A 16244-nucleotide genomic window follows, 5' to 3' on the forward strand; every position below is an offset into this window, starting at 1 on the left:
TTCGAGAAGGAAGGCAGTCCTTCGACAAGCTCAGGACGAACGGGGTTTTGGCATGACTCTTAATCCTTCGGGGTGGCGGCCGGCGGCGCCTGCCGATGTTGCCGGCGAGGCGGCGACCGTGACCGGCAATCGGGCGCTGATGCTCGAGGAACCGTTGATCTTCGAGATCGGTGACGAGGACACGACGGGGGTGGATTTCTGCCTCTCCCCATTGGGGGAGATGTCGGCGCAGCCGACAGAGGGGGTGGATGCGACCGATACCCCCTCCGGCGCTTCGCGCCACCTCCCCCAGGGGGGAGGAGCTTTGGATGGCCTTCTGCGCACCTCACCCATTGGCCTGCCGGGGCTGTCCGAGCCGCAGACCGTTCGGCATTACACGCGGCTGAGCCGGCAGAATTATGCGATCGACCTCGGGCTGTTTCCGCTTGGCAGCTGCACGATGAAGCATAATCCGCGCCTCAACGAGAAGGTCGCGCGGATGGCGGGGTTTGCCGATGTCCACCCGCTCCAGCCGCGCGAGACGGTCCAGGGCGCGCTGGAGGTGATCAACGAGCTCGCCCTCTGGCTGATCGATTTGACCGGAATGCACGGCGTGGCGATGAGCCCGAAGGCCGGGGCGCATGGCGAATTGTGCGGGATATTGTGCATTCGCGCCGCGCTCGAGGCGCGCGGCGATGCGCGCTCCGTGGTGCTGGTGCCCGAAAGCGCGCACGGCACCAATCCGGCGACCGCGGCCTTTGCCGGCTACAAGGTGGAGAACATTCCGGCGACCAGGGAAGGCCGGGTCGACCTGGCGGCGCTGACGGCGCGGCTCGGGCCGGACGTCGCGGCGGTGATGATCACCAATCCCAACACCTGCGGGCTGTTCGAGCCGGAGATGAAGGCGATTTCGGACGCGGTCCATGCGGTAGGCGGGTTCGTCTATTGCGATGGGGCCAATTTCAACGCGATCGTCGGCAAGGTTCGGCCGGGCGACCTCGGCATCGACGCGATGCACATCAATTTGCACAAGACCTTTTCGACCCCGCATGGCGGCGGCGGTCCGGGGTCGGGACCGGTGGTGCTGTCCGAGGCGTTGTCGGCGTTCGCTCCGCTGCCCTACACCGCGCGGACCGCGGATGGCGTGGTCCACCTGATCGAGGAGGAGCAGGCCGACAGATTCGCGCGCGAGCACTTCGGCGGGCCGCTGCAGAGCTTTGGGCGGATGACCGCGTTTCACGGCCAGATGGGCATGTTCACGCGCGCGTTGACCTATATATTGAGCCACGGCGCCGACGGGTTGAAGCAGGTCGCCGAGGACGCGGTGCTCAACGCCAATTATGTGCTTCGCAGCCTGGAGGATTTGCTCGACGCGCCGTTCGCCTTCTCGGGGCCGTGCATGCACGAGGCGATCTTCAGCGATAAGGGGTTCGCCGAAGGGTTCTCGACGCTCGACGTGGCGAAAGCGCTGATCGACGAGGGCTTTCACCCGATGACGATGTACTTCCCGCTGGTGGTGCACGGGGCGATGCTGGTCGAACCGACCGAGACCGAGAGCAAGGCCAATCTCGACCAGTTCATCGCCGCGTTGCGCTCGATCGCGGAGAGGGCTCGGGCGGGGGACGAGGGGCTGAAGGCAGCGCCGGTCCATGCGCCGCGGCGGCGGCTCGACGAGACTCTGGCGGCGAGGAAGCCGGTGCTGGCCTATGCCAATCCGGTGCCGGAGGGGGCCGAGGGCGCGGGGGCCGAGACCGCCGCGGTCGGCGGACGCTGATGAGCTGGGACAGCGTCTTTGCGCTGACCAATGTGATCGCGCTCGGCGGCTGGCTGCTGCTCGCCGCCGGGTCGCGTGGGCCGCGGACGATGGCGCTGGTGCTCTACGCCGGCGTCGGCCTGCTGTGCCTGGCCTATACGGCGGCCTTCGTCGCGACCTTCGGCGGGCTGGCCGATCCGGTGCGGCTCGCCGGCGCGGCGGAGCCGGTCCTCAGCGACTATTCGATCGCCGGGCTTCGCGCTTTGTTCATGAGCGATGCGGGGATCGTCATCGGCTGGACCCATTATCTGGCGTTCGACCTGTTCGTCGGCCAGTGGATCGCCAAGGACGCGGACCACAAGGGCTTCTCGCGGCCGGCGCAACTGCCGGTGCTGTTCCTGACCCTGATGGCGGGGCCGGTCGGGCTGCTGGTGTGGCTGGTGGTGCGCGAGCGGCGGGCGCGCAAGGCGGCGTGAGCTCGAGCAGCGCCCGGCTCGACAATTTCACCGACGCGGCGTTCGCCTTTGCGGTGTCGCTGCTGATCATCGGCGGCGGGGGCACGCCCGACAGCACCCAGTCGCTGTTCCTCGCGCTTGGCGACCTGCCGGCGTTCGCGTTCGGCTTCGCGATCCTCGTCATGTTCTGGATTTCGCACGTGCGCTGGCGGGCGATCCGCGGCGACGGCGATACGCTGTCGGTCGGGCTGACCCTGCTGCTGGTGTTCCTGATCCTGGTCTACGTCCAGCCGCTGCGCTCGATGGCGGCGGCGACGAGCCACTGGTTCACCGGGCAGGGCGGCGGGTTCAGCGGCGAGGTGGCGCCGTTGTTCACCATCTACGGGCTCGGCTTCACGGCCATGTCGCTGGTCACCGCGGCGCTGTTCGCGGACGCGCTGCGCAACAGGGCGCTGAGCGAGCAGCAGCGCATGGCGGTGCGCGGCGACCGCAATATCTGGCTGATCCATACGGTCACCGGCCTGGTATCGGTGCTGGTCTCGCTGAGCCGCTTCGGCGAGCTGGCGGCGGTGGTTTACGCCAGCCTGCCGGTCACCATCGGGCTCTATTCGTGGCGCTACGACTGGAGCGGCGAGCGGCGTGGCTAGCCTGCCGCCGTACAACGTCGGCGACCTCGGCGGGGGCGAGCGGCGGCGGGCGCCGGCGGCGGCGCGCAATGTCGGGGCGATCGGCGATGTGCTGGCCGAGTGGCTCCCGGAGAGCGGGCTGGTGCTCGAGGTGGCGAGCGGGACTGGGGAGCATGCGCTGGCGTTCGCGCGGCGCTTTCCGGCGCTGGAGTGGCAGCCGAGCGATCCCGACCCGCTGGCGCTCGAGTCGATCGCGGCGTGGGGGCGGGACGGGCCCGCGAATTTGCTTGCGCCCGTGCCGCTGGATGCGGCTGCCGGGGCGTGGCCGGTGGAGCGGGCGGCGGCGGTGCTCAACATCAACATGGTGCATATCAGCCCGTGGGCGGCGGCGCTGGGTTTGCTCGACGGGGCGGCGCGGGCGCTCGGGCCGGATGGGCGGCTGATTCTCTACGGACCGTGGTTCGAGGAGGCCGTCGCTCCGGCGCCGTCGAACGTGGCGTTCGACCTTGACCTCAAGGCGCGCGACCCGCGCTGGGGGCTGCGGACGGTGGAGGCATTCGCGGCGGAGGCGGCGACGCGCGGGTTCAGCCTTGCCGAGCGGCGGACGATGCCGGCGAATAATCTGATGCTGCTGTTCGCGCGCCCGGATCGCTGATCCGCCAGCGCCGGTCGGCCCAGCAGGCCGCGAACAGGACCAGCGCCGCGAGCATCCAGCCGCCGAGCACGTCGCTCGGCCAGTGCACCCCGAGCCACGGGCGGGTGAGGCCAACCGCGGCAGCCAACGCGACGGCGAGCGGGACCGACCAGTGGCGGTGGCGCGCGGGCAGCGCGAACAGCGCGATCGCGACGAGCACGGTCATGGTGTTGGCGGCGTGGCCGCTGGGGAAGCTGAAGCTGTGGGTATCGACCGGATGGACCGCGATGTCGGGGCGGGCTCGGCCGAGGAGGAGCTTGATGCCGTCGAGCAGGAGGCGCTCGCCGGCGACGATTACCGTCAGGAGCAGGGCCGGGCGCCAGCGGCGGATCAGGGCGAGGGCGAGCGCCACGAGCGCGCTCAACGGCAACAGGACGATGGCGTTGCCGAGCAGGCTGAGCCAGGCGGGCAGCTCGGTCAGCAGCGGGTTGGCCTGGCGCAGCTTCACCGACTCGGCGACGATTGCGAAGTCGACCGCGTTCTGCGGCCCGCCGACCCATGCGGCGAGAATGAGGACGGCCGCGGCGAGCAGCGGCAGGAGCATGACATAAAAGCGTAACATGACGCGCCGGACCTAAACGAAGATTTTACCTCGCGCTGCTATTTTCAGCGGCATGGACGAGAGCAGCCAATCGCAGAACCGCCGGTCGCGGCGCTCCAATGTCTTGATGGCGGCCTCGGTCGAAAGCGGTGGCGCGCGCATCCCGGTGAAGCTGCGCAACCTGTCGAAGGACGGCGCGCTGGTCGAGGCGGCGGGCCTGCCGCCGGTCGGGACGGTGGTGCGCTTCCTGAAGGGCGAGCTGACGCTGGCGGGCCATGTCGCGTGGGCAGCAGGCAAGCGCGCCGGGATCGCGTTCGATTGCCCGCTCGACCCGGAGTCGGTGCTTCGCCACGTACCGAGGCCGACGCCGCGCCCGGCGACCGACCATCGCCGCCCGCGGCTTCGCGGCCAGGAACTAAGCGCCGGCGAGCGCAAGATCGCGCAGGACTGGATTTTCGGAACGCCGCTGCCGCACATCGCGGACTGACGGCGCAAACGGTTACATCGCTGGGAGGAGCGCGGCGCTCAGGCGGCGCGCGGTTGCTCGCGGATGGCGCGCAGCCACTCGACCAGCTCGGCCAGGGGAAGCAGGCGGTTGAAGGTGATCCCGAGGTGGCCGCCGCCGTTCCAGCGCAGCGCGGCGGGCTGCGGCGGCAGGCCGGGCAGGGTCACCGCGAGATCGTTGGCGGCGTCGATCGCCACCTCGCCGGCGAGCTTCACCCCGCCCTGCGAGATGTCGCACACGCGCAGGCGGTGGACGTTGGCGCCGTCGCGCACGGTGGCGAAGCAATCGATGGCGATACGTGGCATGCGCGGGCGCGGCCGGTCGTTGGCGGCGGCGAGGATGTCGAGCACCTCGACCGGCTCGTCAAACTCGATGCCCGCGCTGCCGCCGTCGGTCCACGCGACGACGCCCGGGACCGACATTCCCGACTTGAGCTCGATCACCACGCGTTCGCCCGCGGCGAGCACGCAATAGGGGCGGATCGACATGCCGCCCGCCGAAATGTTCTTGATCAGGCAGAGTTCGCGGCGATCGTCGACGCTGATCACGCCGACCCGGAACAGGGTCAAATGGCGCTTGCCCTCGCGCCGGTCGGGCTGCGCCGGCGGCTCGCGGTCGAGCGAGAAACTGGTGGTTTCGAGCGACAGATCTTCCATTCCCAACTCCGACTGCACGAAACGCTTGCGTCCAGGCCCAAAGGCTAGGGCGCAAAGCGTTACCGCTTGGTTGCACTTCGCTTCAGCTTGGTGGGATTTGGGGCGGGGCGCGTGATGGGAGCCGAGCACGGCTCTCTAATCCTGCCGCGCATGGACGACGTGAGCCGAGCACGCCTCCCCAGCATGCCCCCGGCCCCTTCGCTTCGCTTCGGGATCGGCGCCTGCAATCGTCCCCCGGACGATTGCCTTTCCGGCGCCGATGGTGAGCCGAGCACGTCTCCCCACCCCTGCCCCGCAGGGGTGGTGAGCCGTGCTGGGTTCGAACCAGCGACCTACTGATTAAAAGTCAGTTGCTCTACCGACTGAGCTAACGGCCCGCGCATGGGGTGGCGGTGCGCTTAGCCGCGTGCGCGGCGGCGGGCAAGGCGGTGGGCAAGGTGTCGGGCGGTGAGGGGCCCGGCGATCCGCCAGCCGGGCGCGATCGCGGCGAGCGGGCCGAGCGCGAACTGGCGGTGGGCGAGCAGCGGGTGCGGGACCATCAGGCGGCGCGAGCGGACCCGGCCGCCGCTCCAGGCGAGGATGTCGAGATCGAGCACGCGGGGTGCCCAGCGCCGGCCGCCGCGGCGCCCGAAGGCGCGTTCGATCGCCTTCAGGGCGGCGAGCATCGCGGCGGGCTCGAGCGCGCTTTCGACCAGCGCCGCGGCATTGGCGAAATCGCGCCCGGCGCCGCCCGCGGCCGGATTGACCAAGATCGGCGAGGCGTCGAACAGCCCGAACGCGCGGTCGAGCTCAGCGATCGCCGCGGCGACCACCGCCGGAGGGCGGCCGTAGCGGCCGTGCGGTCGGTTCGAGCCGATGCCGATGGCGTAGAGGTGAGGCTGTGCCAGAATGCGTCCTTCGATACGCGCCTTCGACCGGCCTTCGGCCTGCTCAGTCGCTACTCAGGATGAGCGGCTTAGCTTTACCCGCTCATGCTGAGTAGGCATTGAGCGAAGTCGAAATGCCGTATCGAAGCACCCTTGTGCACGCCACCCCTGCCGACCTATCCCCAATCCCTGACGCCGAGGCGCCGCGCGATTGTCCGATGTGCCCGCGGCTGGTGGCGTTTCGGGGGGAGTGCCGGGCGCAGCATCCGTTGTGGTGGAACGCGCCGGTGCCGGCGTTCGGCGATCCCGGGGCGTGGCTGGCGGTGGTCGGGCTGGCGCCGGGCAAGCATGGCGCCAACCGAACGGGACGGCCGTTCACCGGCGATTTCGCGGGCGAGCTGCTCTACGCGACGCTGCTCAAGTTCGGGCTGGCCGAGGGGGTTTATGGCGCCGATCCGAACGACGGGCTGCGCTTGAAGGGCGCGGTGATCCTCAATGCGGTCAAATGCCTGCCGCCGGCGAACAAGCCCGAGCCGGGCGAGATCGCCACCTGCCGCACTTTTTTCGAGGCCGCGCTGGCGGTGTTGCCGACGGTCCGGGTGCTGGTCGCGCTCGGGCAGATCGCCCATGTCGCGGCGGCCCGGGCGCTGGGGATGAGGCCCTCGGCGGTGAAGTTTGCGCATGGCGCGGAGGCGGTTGCGGCGGACGGGCGAGTGCTGCTGTCGAGCTACCATTGCTCGCGCTACAACCAGAACACGCGGCGGCTCGACGCGGCGATGTTCGAAAGCGTGTTCGAGCGGGCCACTCAGCTCCGCTCAGGATGAACGATTTGGTGCTTTATTTGTCCTCGGTGAGCCGCCCGTAAAGTTCGGGCCGGCGGTCGCGGAAGAAGCCGAAGGCGGCGCGGTGTTTTTTGGCGGCCGCGAGGTCGAGGGTGGCGACCAGCACGCCGGTCTCGTCGCGGCCGAATTCGGCGAGAATGTCGCCGCGCTCGTCGCAAATGAAGCTGTGGCCGTAGAAGATCTGGCCGTGCTCGTTGCCGATGCGGTTGGCGGCGACGACGGGCACGACGTTGCTGACTGCGTGGCCGATCATCGCCCGCCGCCATAGCCGCGAGGTGTCGAGCTCGGGGTCGTGCGGCTCGGTGCCGATGGCGGTCGGATAGAACAGGATCTGCGCGCCCATCAGCATCATCGCGCGCGCGGTTTCGGGATACCATTGGTCCCAGCATACGCCGACGCCGATGCTGGTGCCGGCGGCGGGCCAGGTCTTGAAGCCGGTGTTGCCGGGGCGGAAGTAGAACTTCTCCTCGTAGCCGGGGCCGTCGGGGATGTGGCTCTTGCGATAGACGCCGGCGATGGCGCCATCGGGGCCGATCATCGCCAGGCTGTTGTAATGATGCGGGCCGTCGGCCTCGAAGAAGCTGGTCGGGATCCAGATGCCGAGCTCGGACGCGAGGGCCTGCATGGCGGTGACGCTGGGATGCTCGGCCGCCGGGCGCGCGGTGGCGAACAGCTCCTCGTCCTCGACCCGGCAGAAATAGGGGCCTTCGAACAATTCGGGCGGGAGGACGACCTGGGCGCCCTTGCCGGCAGCCTCGCGGACGAGGTCGGAGACGTTGCGGATGTTCTCGGCGGTGTCGTCGGTGAAGGCGAGCTGGAGCGCGGCGACGGTGAGGTTGGTCATCGGTTCGTCATCCCAGCGAAGGCTGGGATCCATGTCATCCCGGCGGCGGAGAGTTTCAAGGACATGGGCCCCAGCCTGCGCTGGGGCGACGGGTCTGCGCTCACGCCGGCACCTGCTGGCTGATGCAGTGGAAGCTGCCGCCGCCGGTGAGGATGTGATCGGCGCGGAGGCCGATGATCTCGCGGTCGGGGAAGAGCGGGCGGAGCGATTCGATTGCCGCCTGGTCGTTGGGCGCACCGTACAGCGGGACGACGACCGCCGCGTTGCCGATGTAGAAATTGACGTAGGAGGCGGCGATCGGGGTGCCGTCGTCGCCGGTCAGCAGGCCCGGCGAGGGGATGGCGGTGACGTGGAGGTCGGCGTCGAGCAGGCGCTCGGCGGCGTCGGCATAGACGTCGGCGTTGGGGTCGTCGGGCTCCGCCTCGGGGATCACCACCCGGCCAGGCGCGACGAAGCGCGCGAGATTGTCGACATGGCCGTCCGTGTGATCACCGGCGAGGCCGTCGCCGAGCCAGACGATACGCGTGGCGCCGAGATCGCGGGCGAGGCGCTGCTCGATGTCGGCGCGGGTCAGCTCGGGGTTGCGGTTGGGGTTGAGCAGGCATTGCTCGGTGGTGACGATGAGGCCGCTGCCGTCGCCGTCGATTGCGCCGCCCTCGAGGATCCAGTCGGTCTTGGCGAACGGCAGGCCGGCCGATGCGGCGAGGCGGCGGTTGATCTTGACGTCGCCTTCGAGATCATATTTGCCGCCCCAGCCGTTGAAGCCGAAGCCGACGAGGCGGCGGTCGGCGCCGCTGCCGGTGACGATCGGGCCGGTGTCGCGCAGCCAGATGTCGCCGAACGGTTCGACGAGGACGGTGGCAAAGGGCGCGAGGCGGCGGGCTTCGGCGGCAGCCTCGTCATTCGCGGCGACGAGGCGCACTTCCTCGCCCTTGCCGACGGCATGGACCGCGGCGGCGAAGGCGGCGACTTCGGCGCGGGCCGGGGCGAGGTCGTCCTCCCACAGGTCGGCGTGGCTCGGAAAGCCGATCCACACGGCCTCGTGCGGGGCCCATTCGGGGAGTGGGGGCGTGGTCATGGCGGGGCCTCTAACGCTCGAAACGAGAAAGGGCGACCCTCGCGGGCCGCCCTCTATCATTTTCGGACCAGCCGTCACGGAGTGAATCCGTGACGTCAGTCGGGATCGCTGCCGCGCCCCGCTGGCCGGCGTTCGCCATCTATTCGCGCTGTTCGGGCGACGCTGCGCGCCGGCCTCACTGCGCTCGGTGGCTTAACGCGAGTAAAATTCCACCACGAGGTTCGGCTCCATGCGCACCGGATAGGGCACTTCGTCGAGCGTCGGAACGCGCGCGAGGGTGACCTTGTCGGTACCGTCGGCGACGACATATTCGGGGATGTCGCGCTCGGCGAGGCTCTGCGCTTCCATCACCAGCGCCATTTCCTTGGCCTTGGGGCCGAGCTCGATGACGTCGTTGATGTCGACCCGGCGGCTGGCGATGTTGCACTTGACGCCGTTGACCCGGATGTGGCCGTGGCTGACGAGCTGGCGGGCGGCCCAGATGGTCGGCGCGAACTTGGCGCGATAGACCACCATGTCGAGGCGGCGCTCGAGCAGACCGATGAGGTTCTGGCTGGCGTCGCCCTTCATCCGCGAAGCCTCGACGAAGGTCCGTTTGAACTGCTTCTCGGTGACGTCGCCGTAATAGCCCTTGAGCTTCTGCTTGGCGCGCAGCTGGATGCCGAAGTCCGACATCTTGCCCTTGCGGCGCTGGCCGTGCTGGCCGGGGCCATATTCGCGGCGGTTGACCGGGCTCTTGGGCCGTCCGAAGACGTTCTCGCCCATGCGGCGGTCGAGCTTGTACTTGGCGCTTGAGCGCTTCGACATCAGTAATTCTCCAATTCGCTTGCGTTCATGTCCGGACCGCACCGCTAGGCATGGAGCCTGGCGCGATCACCGCTTCACCGGACGTGCGGGATCAATTGCGAAGGCGCGCGCCTAGCTGGCGCGAGGCGAAGCGTCAAGCCGAGTGAGCGGCGGAAGGTTCCGGCCTATTGGTTCGGAACCATGGTCGAATGTTCCATGATCCGCTTGAACACCGAGGCGTTCGCTTCCTGGAACATGCGGTCCCACTCGCGCTTGGGCAGGCAGGCCTGCTGCTGCTTGAGCCGTGTGCCGGTGACCGAGACCGTGCGGCAGATGATCCGGCTGTCGTCGTTCATCGCAAAGGCCGTGGCGCGCCCCTTGTTGCGCGGCGTGCAGTAGCGCGTCACCGACGAATTGCAGGCATCATAGCGCTTCCAGCCGGCGCGGGTCTTGCAGATCTTGATCGCGTACATGCGCGAGCTGGCGTTGCCCATTTCGCGGCAATAGCGCGTCTCGCTCTTGGCCGGAGCGGCCGGATTCGCCGCCGCGGGCGCCGCCGGGCTGACCGCAGCCGACATGAGCGAAGCGAGGATCAGATCGAGCATGACGGTTTCCTTCCCGATGGCCGCGACAAGGCGATGATAGGCTGATGCAGATCAAGTTGGAACCCGCCCAGCGTCGCCGCGCTATTGAGGTCCGCTTCCGTCCGAAGGGTTGCGGAAAATCGTCTGCGTTCTCGCGTACATCGACTGCGACTGCCGATCTTGGATGGCATCCCGGGATTCGAGCGCGACCAGCTCCCACTCGCGCCGCGTTGCGCAAAACCGCCGCTGGCCGATCCGGCTCGCGGTCTCCCTGAAGGTCTTGCAGATCAGCTTTTCGCTAGGCGCCAAGCCGGCCACGCCGACGGTCGCCTTCTTCGGGCTGCACTGACGCGGCACGGAAGTGTGACACAAGTCCCACCGCCGCCACTCCTCCTTCGACTTGCAGACCTTGACCCGGTCCAGCCGGCTGCTGCTCATCGCCATGTCGCGGCAAGTCATTGCTGCCGCCTCGGGCGAGGCGGGGATCGTTGCCGGCGAATCCCCGGATACCGCGACCAACATCGCCGCAAGCGTGATCGTGCTAAGCATGGCGCACCTCCTCGAGGTCTGCGCAAGATACCACTTTGCGAGGCGTGGTGAAAGCGGTCAGCGACCGCGGCGAGGAGCCACCAGGGCACGAACGATGCCGCGCATCGCCTTCACCTCGCGGCTCGACCAGCCGGGCTTGGTGAGGATGGTACGGATCGTGGCGCGGGTCGCCGCGGCGCGCTCGGGCGGGTGGAAATAGTCGGCGTCGACCAGCGCGCCATCAAGCTGGCCGACGAGGCCTTCGAGTTCGGCCATCGGTGCGGGCGGTTCGGAATCCTTGAGCGGCGGCTGGGCGAGGTCGGCTCCGCGCGACCATTCGTAGGCGAGCAGGATCACCGCCTGGGCAAGGTTGAGGCTGCCGAATTCGGGGTTGATCGGGACGGTGACGATCGCGCTGGCGAGGCCGACGTCCTCGGTGGCGAGACCGGAGCGTTCGGGGCCGAACAGGATCGCCGAGCGGCCGGGAGTGGAGCGGATCGACTGCGCCATTGCCTCGGGCCCGACGACCGGCATGACGAGATCGCGACGGCGGACGGTCGAGGCGAACACCTGGCCGCAGTCGGCAATCGCTTCGGCGGTGGTGGCGAAGACCTGTGCCTGTGCGAGCACCGAATCGGCGCCGGAGGCGGCTGGGCCGGCGTCGGGATTGGGCCAGCCGTCGCGCGGCGCGACGAGACGCAGCTCGGTGAGCCCGAAGTTGAGCATTGCGCGCGCGGCCTTGCCGATGTTCTGGCCGAGCTGCGGGCGGACGAGGACGATGACGGGTTTATTGTCTCGACGACGCGTCTCGACTTCGCTCGACGCTGGCTCGACACGAACGGAATGGGGAGGGCTTTCCTCAGTCCGTTCGGTTCGAGCGGATGTCGAGCTTGTCGAGACATCAAGTCGAGAACGCCGTGTTGGCGGCAGAGCGTAATGACTGACGGCGGCCCAATCGGAGCGGATCAAAGCTTCCTTTTTGGCACGACTCCAATCCTTGATCTGAAGCTCGGCCGCAAGCGCCTCCGCCCGAGTCGTGAAATCCTGACTCCATGCCAACTCCACCGGACGACGCCGGAAGGTGTAGCCCTTCGTCGCGCCGGTCTGATGCTCCCCAATCCGACGTTCCAAATCATCCGTATGGCCGACATAATAGCTGCCGTCGGCACAGCGCAGCATGTAGGTCCAGAACGGCACTTTACAGCAGCTTGTCCTGGCCCGGGGGGACGCTTTCGCGTTCGACTCGTTCGGCGAATTCGGCGAAGTCGGCGGGGTCGGAGAAGTCGCGGTAGATGCTTGCGAAGCGGATGTAGGCAACGTGGTCGAGGGCCTTGAGGCCGGCCATCACCGCCTCGCCGATCTGGGCGCTGGTGACCTCGTCGCCGCGGGTCTCGAGCTGGCGCTGGACGCCACTGATCAGCTGGTCGATGCGGTCGGCGGTGATGTCGCGCTTGCGGGTCGAGTGGCCGATCGCGCGCTGCAGCTTCTCGCGGTCGAACGGCTCGCGCTTGCCGTCGCGCTTGACCACCGTGAGCTCGCGCAGCTGGACCCGCTCGAAGGTGGTGAAGCGGGCGCCGCAGCCGACGCATTCGCGGCGGCGGCGGATGGTGGTGCCGTCCTCGCTCGGCCGCGAGTCCTTCACCTGGCTATTGTCGTGGGCGCAGAACGGGCAGCGCATCAGGGATAGATGGGGAAGCGGGCGCAGAGCGCGCGGACCCGGGCGCGGACCGACTGTTCGATTTCGGGGTCGCCGGCGCCGTCGCTTTTCGCCACGCCGTCGAGCACGTCGGCGACCATGTCGGCGATGTCCTTGAACTCGGCCTCGCCGAAGCCGCGCGTCGTTCCGGCCGGCGAGCCGATGCGAATGCCGCTGGTCTTCATCGGCGGCAGCGGATCGAACGGGACTCCGTTCTTGTTGCAGGTAATGCCGGCGCGCTCGAGAGCTTCGTCGGCGTCCTTGCCGGTGACTCCGAGCGGACGCAGGTCGACCAGGGCAAGGTGCGTGTCGGTGCCGCCAGCGACGAGATCGGCGCCGCGTTCCTTGAGGCGTGCGGCCATTACCTGGGCGTTGCGGATGACCGCCTGGGCGTAGGTCTTGAAGCCGGGCTCGAGCGCCTCGCCGAACGCGACCGCCTTGGCGGCGATGACGTGCATCAAGGGCCCGCCCTGAAGGCCCGGGAAGACCGCGGAATTGATTTTCTTGGCAATGGCCTCGTCATCGGTCAGGACCATCCCGCCGCGCGGGCCGCGCAAGGTTTTGTGGGTGGTGGTGGTGACGACATGGGCGTGGCCGAACGGCGAGGGATGCTCGCCCGCCGCGACCAGCCCGGCGAAGTGGGCCATGTCGACCATCAGATATGCGCCGACGCTGTCGGCGATGGCGCGGAAGCGGGCGAAGTCGAGGTGGCGCGGATAGGCCGAGCCGCCGGCGATGATCAGCTTGGGATTGTGCTCGCGGGCGAGCCGCTCGACCTCGTCGAAATCGACCAGATGGTCGTCCTCACGCACGCCGTACTGGACCGCGTCGAACCATTTGCCCGACTGCGCCGGGGGCGCGCCGTGGGTGAGGTGGCCACCGGCGGCGAGGCTCATGCCGAGGATGGTGTCGCCGGGCTTGAGCAAGGCCATCATCACCGCGCCATTGGCCTGCGCGCCGGAATGCGGCTGGACGTTGGCGAAGCCGCAGCCGAACAATTGCCTGGCGCGGTCGATCGCGAGCTGCTCGACCTGATCGGAGGGATGGCAGCCCTGATAATAGCGGCGGCCGGGATAGCCTTCGGCATATTTGTTGGTGAACACGCTGCCCTGCGCCTCGAGCACGGCGCGACTGACGATGTTTTCCGACGCAATCAGCTCGATCTGGGTCTGCTCACGCTCCAGCTCGGCGGCGATCGCCGCGGCGACGGCTGGATCGGCGGCGGCGAGCGGCTCGGTGAAGAAGCCGAGCGGCTGGATGTCGGTCAGGTCCTGGGGGCTTTCGGCAACGCTGGCCATCTAGTCGGAATCCTCGAGAAGGGTGGAGAGTTGGTCGATCCGGCGCTGGTGGCGACCGCCGGCGAATGGGGTATCGAGGAAGGCCGCAACGCAGGCCCGCGCCATGTCGGCGCCGATCAGCCGGCCGCCGAGCGCGAGCACGTTGGCGTCATTATGCTCGCGGGCGAGCCGGGCCGAGAGCGGATCGTCGACCCGGGCGCAGCGGCAGGCAGGATTGCGATTGACCGCGACCGAGATGCCGATGCCGGAACCGCATACGGCGATGCCGCGCTCCGCCTTGCCCTCCGCGATCGCGGTTGCGAGGCGTGCGCCGAATTGCGGATAATCGACGCTCTCCGCGCTGTTGGTGCCGAGGTCGGTGACCTCATGGCCCTGATCGCGAAGCCACGCCGCTAGCTCGTCCTTGAGGATGTATCCGGCATGGTCGGCAGCAAGAGCGATGCGCATAGGCGACGGGTAGGCCAAGCGCGGAGGATTCGCCAGAGGGTGTGCTGGGGCGCGGTTGGGGGGATTGGGTGAGTTGCGTCCGGTGGGCGGGGAGGTGGGAGGAAGAAGCAGGCGGACCCCGGGTCAAGCCCGGGGTGACGGGTGGGGCAGCGGAAGAAGGCGGCCCCGGTCAGGCGCGGGGGGACGGTGGGGGGCTGCGCTGGAGCCGTGCGCGGGCTTGTTGGAGCTCGGTCCATTTGGGGGCAAGGCGGGTGGCGGCGGCGTATTCGGCGAGGGCTTCGCGGCGCTTGCCCTGGCGGGCGAGGACGTCGCCGTAATATTTGCGCGCGTCGGGCCAGGTCGGCGCCAGCCGCGCCGCTTCGCGCAGCTTGACCTCGGCCGTTTGCAGCCGGCCGGAATCGAGCAGCAGCCGGCCCCAGTCGAGGAAAGCGGGGGCGAGGCGCGGGCCCTGCCCGGCGGCCTTGAGGTACCACGACTGGGCGGCGGCGCGATTGCCGATGCCGCGCGCGACGTGGCCGCGAACGCGCAGGCAATCGTAGCAGTCGAGCGGGGTTCGGGCGATCAGCGCTTCTGCCTCGCGGTGACGGCCTAACGCCGACAGCGCCTCGGCTTCCGCCGGCCAGCCGAAGGTCGGTAAGGTGGCGCGATAATAAGGCGTCGGCGCGGTGGCGGAATAAGCGGCCAGCGCGGCGCGGTAGCGCGCGAGCGATGTCGCAAGATCGGCCGGAACGCGGTCGAGCAGCGCCCGACTGAGGTCATAGGACGCCGCATTCAGGTTTTTAAGGAGCGGGTTTGTATCGGGATAGGTAACCGCCGCCAGCGCTTGCGGGTCGCGCCGCATCAGTGCCAGCTGGGCCTGCGTGTAATAGGTCGAATTGACGAACGCGCCGGTCCGCTCAAGGCATTCCAGCGACCAGGTGAGATCGGCAATGCTGCGGGTGACACTGCCGAGCCGAGCACGTGACAGGCAGTTATTGGCCTCGACGATGCGCCGGTCATATTCCTCGTTCAGCGGCAGGGCGTACTGGCGCTTCATCGTCTCGACGTATTTCTGGTCCTGGCCGAGCAGCTGGTAGATCGTCGCCTGGTTGCCGGTTGCGGGCACCATCTCGGGATCGATCGCCAACGCCTTGTCGATCATCGCCAGCGAGCCGCGGAAGTCGCCTTCCTCGCGAAGCACGACGGCAAGCCCGTTATAGGCCCATTTGCGCTCGAGCTCGGACGGGTCGGCGGTCAGCTCTCGGAGTAGCTCGAGGCGCTCCTTGCGCTTGACCGGATCGGTGATCGGCAAGGTGATCGCGTAGCGATAGGGCTGCGAGCTGCGGTAGATCAGCTCGGCGGCGCGGGTCACCAGCTCGTCGAGGCTGCGGGTCTCGCTGACAAAGCGGCGGCCGGGCATTGCGCCGACCCTGGCGGTGAGCGCGAGCCCGGCGCCGGTCTCGATGACCTCGCCGGTGATTCGGGTCTCCTTGCCGAGCCAGCCGCGGAGCAGCTTCCACACCTGGTCAGTTGTGGCGCCGGTATTGGGGATGTCGATCTTGAGCTCGTCCTCCCAGTTGGAGGCGTAGGTCGAGGCGGCGCGGGTCGATTCCGAATTTTCCTGGAGCTCGGCGAGTTTGTCGAGGACCTGGGTGGCGACGACCTCGCCAGTGAGGCCGGTGGCGGCGAGCGATGGCGGCACGCGAAAGCCCTGGACGATCAACGCGTCGGAGCGCGCCGCCTTGACGACCACCGAGATGACCAAAGCGACGAGCAGGAAGGCGAGGATGGCGAGGCTCGCCCACATCGCCGCGCGGACCCGCTCGCCGACGTGGCGCAGGCGGATCTCGACGGTCTGCGCCTTGGCCAGCTCGGCCTGGCAGTCAATCAGCAGCGCGTGCTTTTCGAGGACGTTGCGGGCGGCGTCGGGCAGCGGCCGGCCCGACGAGGCGGCGACCATCGCGATCTCGACCGGATTGTCGCTCTCGGCGGCGCGCTCGCGCTTCGCCCGCGGGCGCCGCTTGGCGGTCTCGGCAGCTGCTGCGATGACGATCTCCCCCACACGCCGGCCGCCTCACGCGAGGAGC

19 protein-coding genes and 1 tRNA gene are annotated in these 16244 nt (G+C 68.7%); 6 read left to right on the forward strand and 14 right to left on the reverse strand.

The window, feature by feature from the left end; all coding sequences use genetic code 11:
- Positions 1 to 52: 52 nt before the first annotated feature.
- From gcvPB to D0Z60_RS03610, 4 genes are read left to right on the forward strand one after another with little or no spacing between them, the layout of a single operon-like run.
- Positions 53 to 1753, forward strand: a complete 1701-nt coding sequence (gcvPB, locus tag D0Z60_RS03595) for an aminomethyl-transferring glycine dehydrogenase subunit GcvPB (RefSeq protein ID WP_118856988.1) — start codon at positions 53 to 55, stop codon at positions 1751 to 1753.
- Positions 1753 to 2208 carry an ABA4-like family protein gene (locus D0Z60_RS03600; protein WP_118856989.1) on the forward strand — a complete coding sequence of 152 codons (456 nt, stop codon included), beginning with the start codon at positions 1753 to 1755 and terminating at the stop codon, positions 2206 to 2208. The genes gcvPB and D0Z60_RS03600 overlap by 1 nt, the downstream gene beginning before the upstream one ends.
- Positions 2205 to 2834, forward strand: a complete 630-nt coding sequence (locus tag D0Z60_RS03605) for a TMEM175 family protein (RefSeq protein WP_162888061.1) — start codon at positions 2205 to 2207, stop codon at positions 2832 to 2834. Before D0Z60_RS03600 ends, D0Z60_RS03605 begins: the two co-directional genes overlap by 4 nt.
- Entirely contained in the window at positions 2827 to 3468 is a 642-nt protein-coding gene (locus tag D0Z60_RS03610; RefSeq protein WP_338056183.1) for a DUF938 domain-containing protein, read from the forward strand. The genes D0Z60_RS03605 and D0Z60_RS03610 overlap by 8 nt, the downstream gene beginning before the upstream one ends.
- Here the strand turns inward: D0Z60_RS03610 and D0Z60_RS03615 are convergent.
- Entirely contained in the window at positions 3398 to 4069 is a 672-nt protein-coding gene (locus D0Z60_RS03615) for a phosphatase PAP2 family protein (RefSeq protein WP_118856991.1), read from the reverse strand. The two genes, D0Z60_RS03610 and D0Z60_RS03615, sit on opposite strands and share 71 nt — an antisense overlap.
- A gap of 52 nt (positions 4070 to 4121) precedes the next feature.
- On the opposite strand from D0Z60_RS03615, the gene D0Z60_RS03620 reads away from it, so the two are divergent.
- Positions 4122 to 4535: a PilZ domain-containing protein gene (locus tag D0Z60_RS03620; protein WP_118856992.1), complete on the forward strand. Its 414-nt coding sequence runs from the start codon at positions 4122 to 4124 to the stop codon at positions 4533 to 4535.
- A gap of 38 nt (positions 4536 to 4573) precedes the next feature.
- On the opposite strand, the gene D0Z60_RS03625 is transcribed toward D0Z60_RS03620, so the two are convergent.
- From D0Z60_RS03625 to folK, 3 genes are all read right to left on the reverse strand, one after another.
- The gene (locus D0Z60_RS03625; RefSeq protein WP_118856993.1) at positions 4574 to 5209 is read right to left on the reverse strand and encodes a PilZ domain-containing protein; all 636 of its coding nucleotides are present in this window, start codon (positions 5207 to 5209) and stop codon (positions 4574 to 4576) included.
- A gap of 301 nt (positions 5210 to 5510) precedes the next feature.
- Positions 5511 to 5586, reverse strand: a tRNA-Lys gene (locus D0Z60_RS03630).
- A gap of 21 nt (positions 5587 to 5607) precedes the next feature.
- Positions 5608 to 6111: a 2-amino-4-hydroxy-6-hydroxymethyldihydropteridine diphosphokinase gene (gene folK, locus D0Z60_RS03635; protein WP_338056201.1), complete on the reverse strand. Its 504-nt coding sequence runs from the start codon at positions 6109 to 6111 to the stop codon at positions 5608 to 5610.
- A gap of 98 nt (positions 6112 to 6209) precedes the next feature.
- On the opposite strand from folK, the gene D0Z60_RS03640 reads away from it, so the two are divergent.
- Positions 6210 to 6899 (forward strand): uracil-DNA glycosylase, encoded by a 690-nt coding sequence (locus tag D0Z60_RS03640; RefSeq protein ID WP_118858420.1) that lies wholly within the window; start codon positions 6210 to 6212, stop codon positions 6897 to 6899.
- Positions 6900 to 6912: 13 nt separating this feature from the next.
- Here D0Z60_RS03640 and aguB read toward each other — a convergent pair whose 3' ends face one another.
- From aguB to D0Z60_RS11605, 10 genes are all read right to left on the reverse strand, one after another.
- Positions 6913 to 7761 carry an N-carbamoylputrescine amidase gene (aguB, locus tag D0Z60_RS03645; RefSeq protein WP_118858421.1) on the reverse strand — a complete coding sequence of 283 codons (849 nt, stop codon included), beginning with the start codon at positions 7759 to 7761 and terminating at the stop codon, positions 6913 to 6915.
- Positions 7762 to 7861: 100 nt separating this feature from the next.
- A complete protein-coding gene (locus D0Z60_RS03650; protein WP_118856995.1) occupies positions 7862 to 8839 on the reverse strand; it encodes an agmatine deiminase family protein in 978 nt (325 codons plus the stop codon).
- A gap of 192 nt (positions 8840 to 9031) precedes the next feature.
- Positions 9032 to 9646 carry a 30S ribosomal protein S4 gene (gene rpsD, locus D0Z60_RS03655; protein ID WP_118856996.1) on the reverse strand — a complete coding sequence of 205 codons (615 nt, stop codon included), beginning with the start codon at positions 9644 to 9646 and terminating at the stop codon, positions 9032 to 9034.
- A 164-nt stretch (positions 9647 to 9810) separates the two neighbouring features.
- A complete protein-coding gene (locus tag D0Z60_RS03660) occupies positions 9811 to 10230 on the reverse strand; it encodes a hypothetical protein (protein WP_118856997.1) in 420 nt (139 codons plus the stop codon).
- Positions 10231 to 10311: 81 nt separating this feature from the next.
- Positions 10312 to 10758 carry a hypothetical protein gene (locus tag D0Z60_RS03665; protein WP_118856998.1) on the reverse strand — a complete coding sequence of 149 codons (447 nt, stop codon included), beginning with the start codon at positions 10756 to 10758 and terminating at the stop codon, positions 10312 to 10314.
- Positions 10759 to 10815: 57 nt separating this feature from the next.
- Positions 10816 to 11916 (reverse strand): TrmH family RNA methyltransferase, encoded by a 1101-nt coding sequence (locus D0Z60_RS03670; protein WP_338056202.1) that lies wholly within the window; start codon positions 11914 to 11916, stop codon positions 10816 to 10818.
- 19 nt (positions 11917 to 11935) lie between these two features.
- Positions 11936 to 12415, reverse strand: coding sequence for a transcriptional regulator NrdR (nrdR, locus tag D0Z60_RS03675; RefSeq protein WP_118857000.1), 480 nt, complete (start codon positions 12413 to 12415; stop codon positions 11936 to 11938).
- Complete coding sequence (glyA, locus tag D0Z60_RS03680) at positions 12415 to 13731, reverse strand: serine hydroxymethyltransferase (RefSeq protein ID WP_118857001.1); 1317 nt, start codon at positions 13729 to 13731, stop codon at positions 12415 to 12417. Before glyA ends, nrdR begins: the two co-directional genes overlap by 1 nt.
- Positions 13732 to 14178, reverse strand: a complete 447-nt coding sequence (gene rpiB / locus D0Z60_RS03685) for a ribose 5-phosphate isomerase B (protein ID WP_118857002.1) — start codon at positions 14176 to 14178, stop codon at positions 13732 to 13734.
- 169 nt (positions 14179 to 14347) lie between these two features.
- Positions 14348 to 16219 carry a tetratricopeptide repeat protein gene (locus D0Z60_RS11605; protein WP_162888062.1) on the reverse strand — a complete coding sequence of 624 codons (1872 nt, stop codon included), beginning with the start codon at positions 16217 to 16219 and terminating at the stop codon, positions 14348 to 14350.
- Positions 16220 to 16244 lie beyond the last annotated feature (25 nt).

This window comes from Sphingomonas mesophila (assembly GCF_003499275.1).
Lineage (GTDB): Bacteria > Pseudomonadota > Alphaproteobacteria > Sphingomonadales > Sphingomonadaceae > Sphingomicrobium > Sphingomicrobium mesophilum.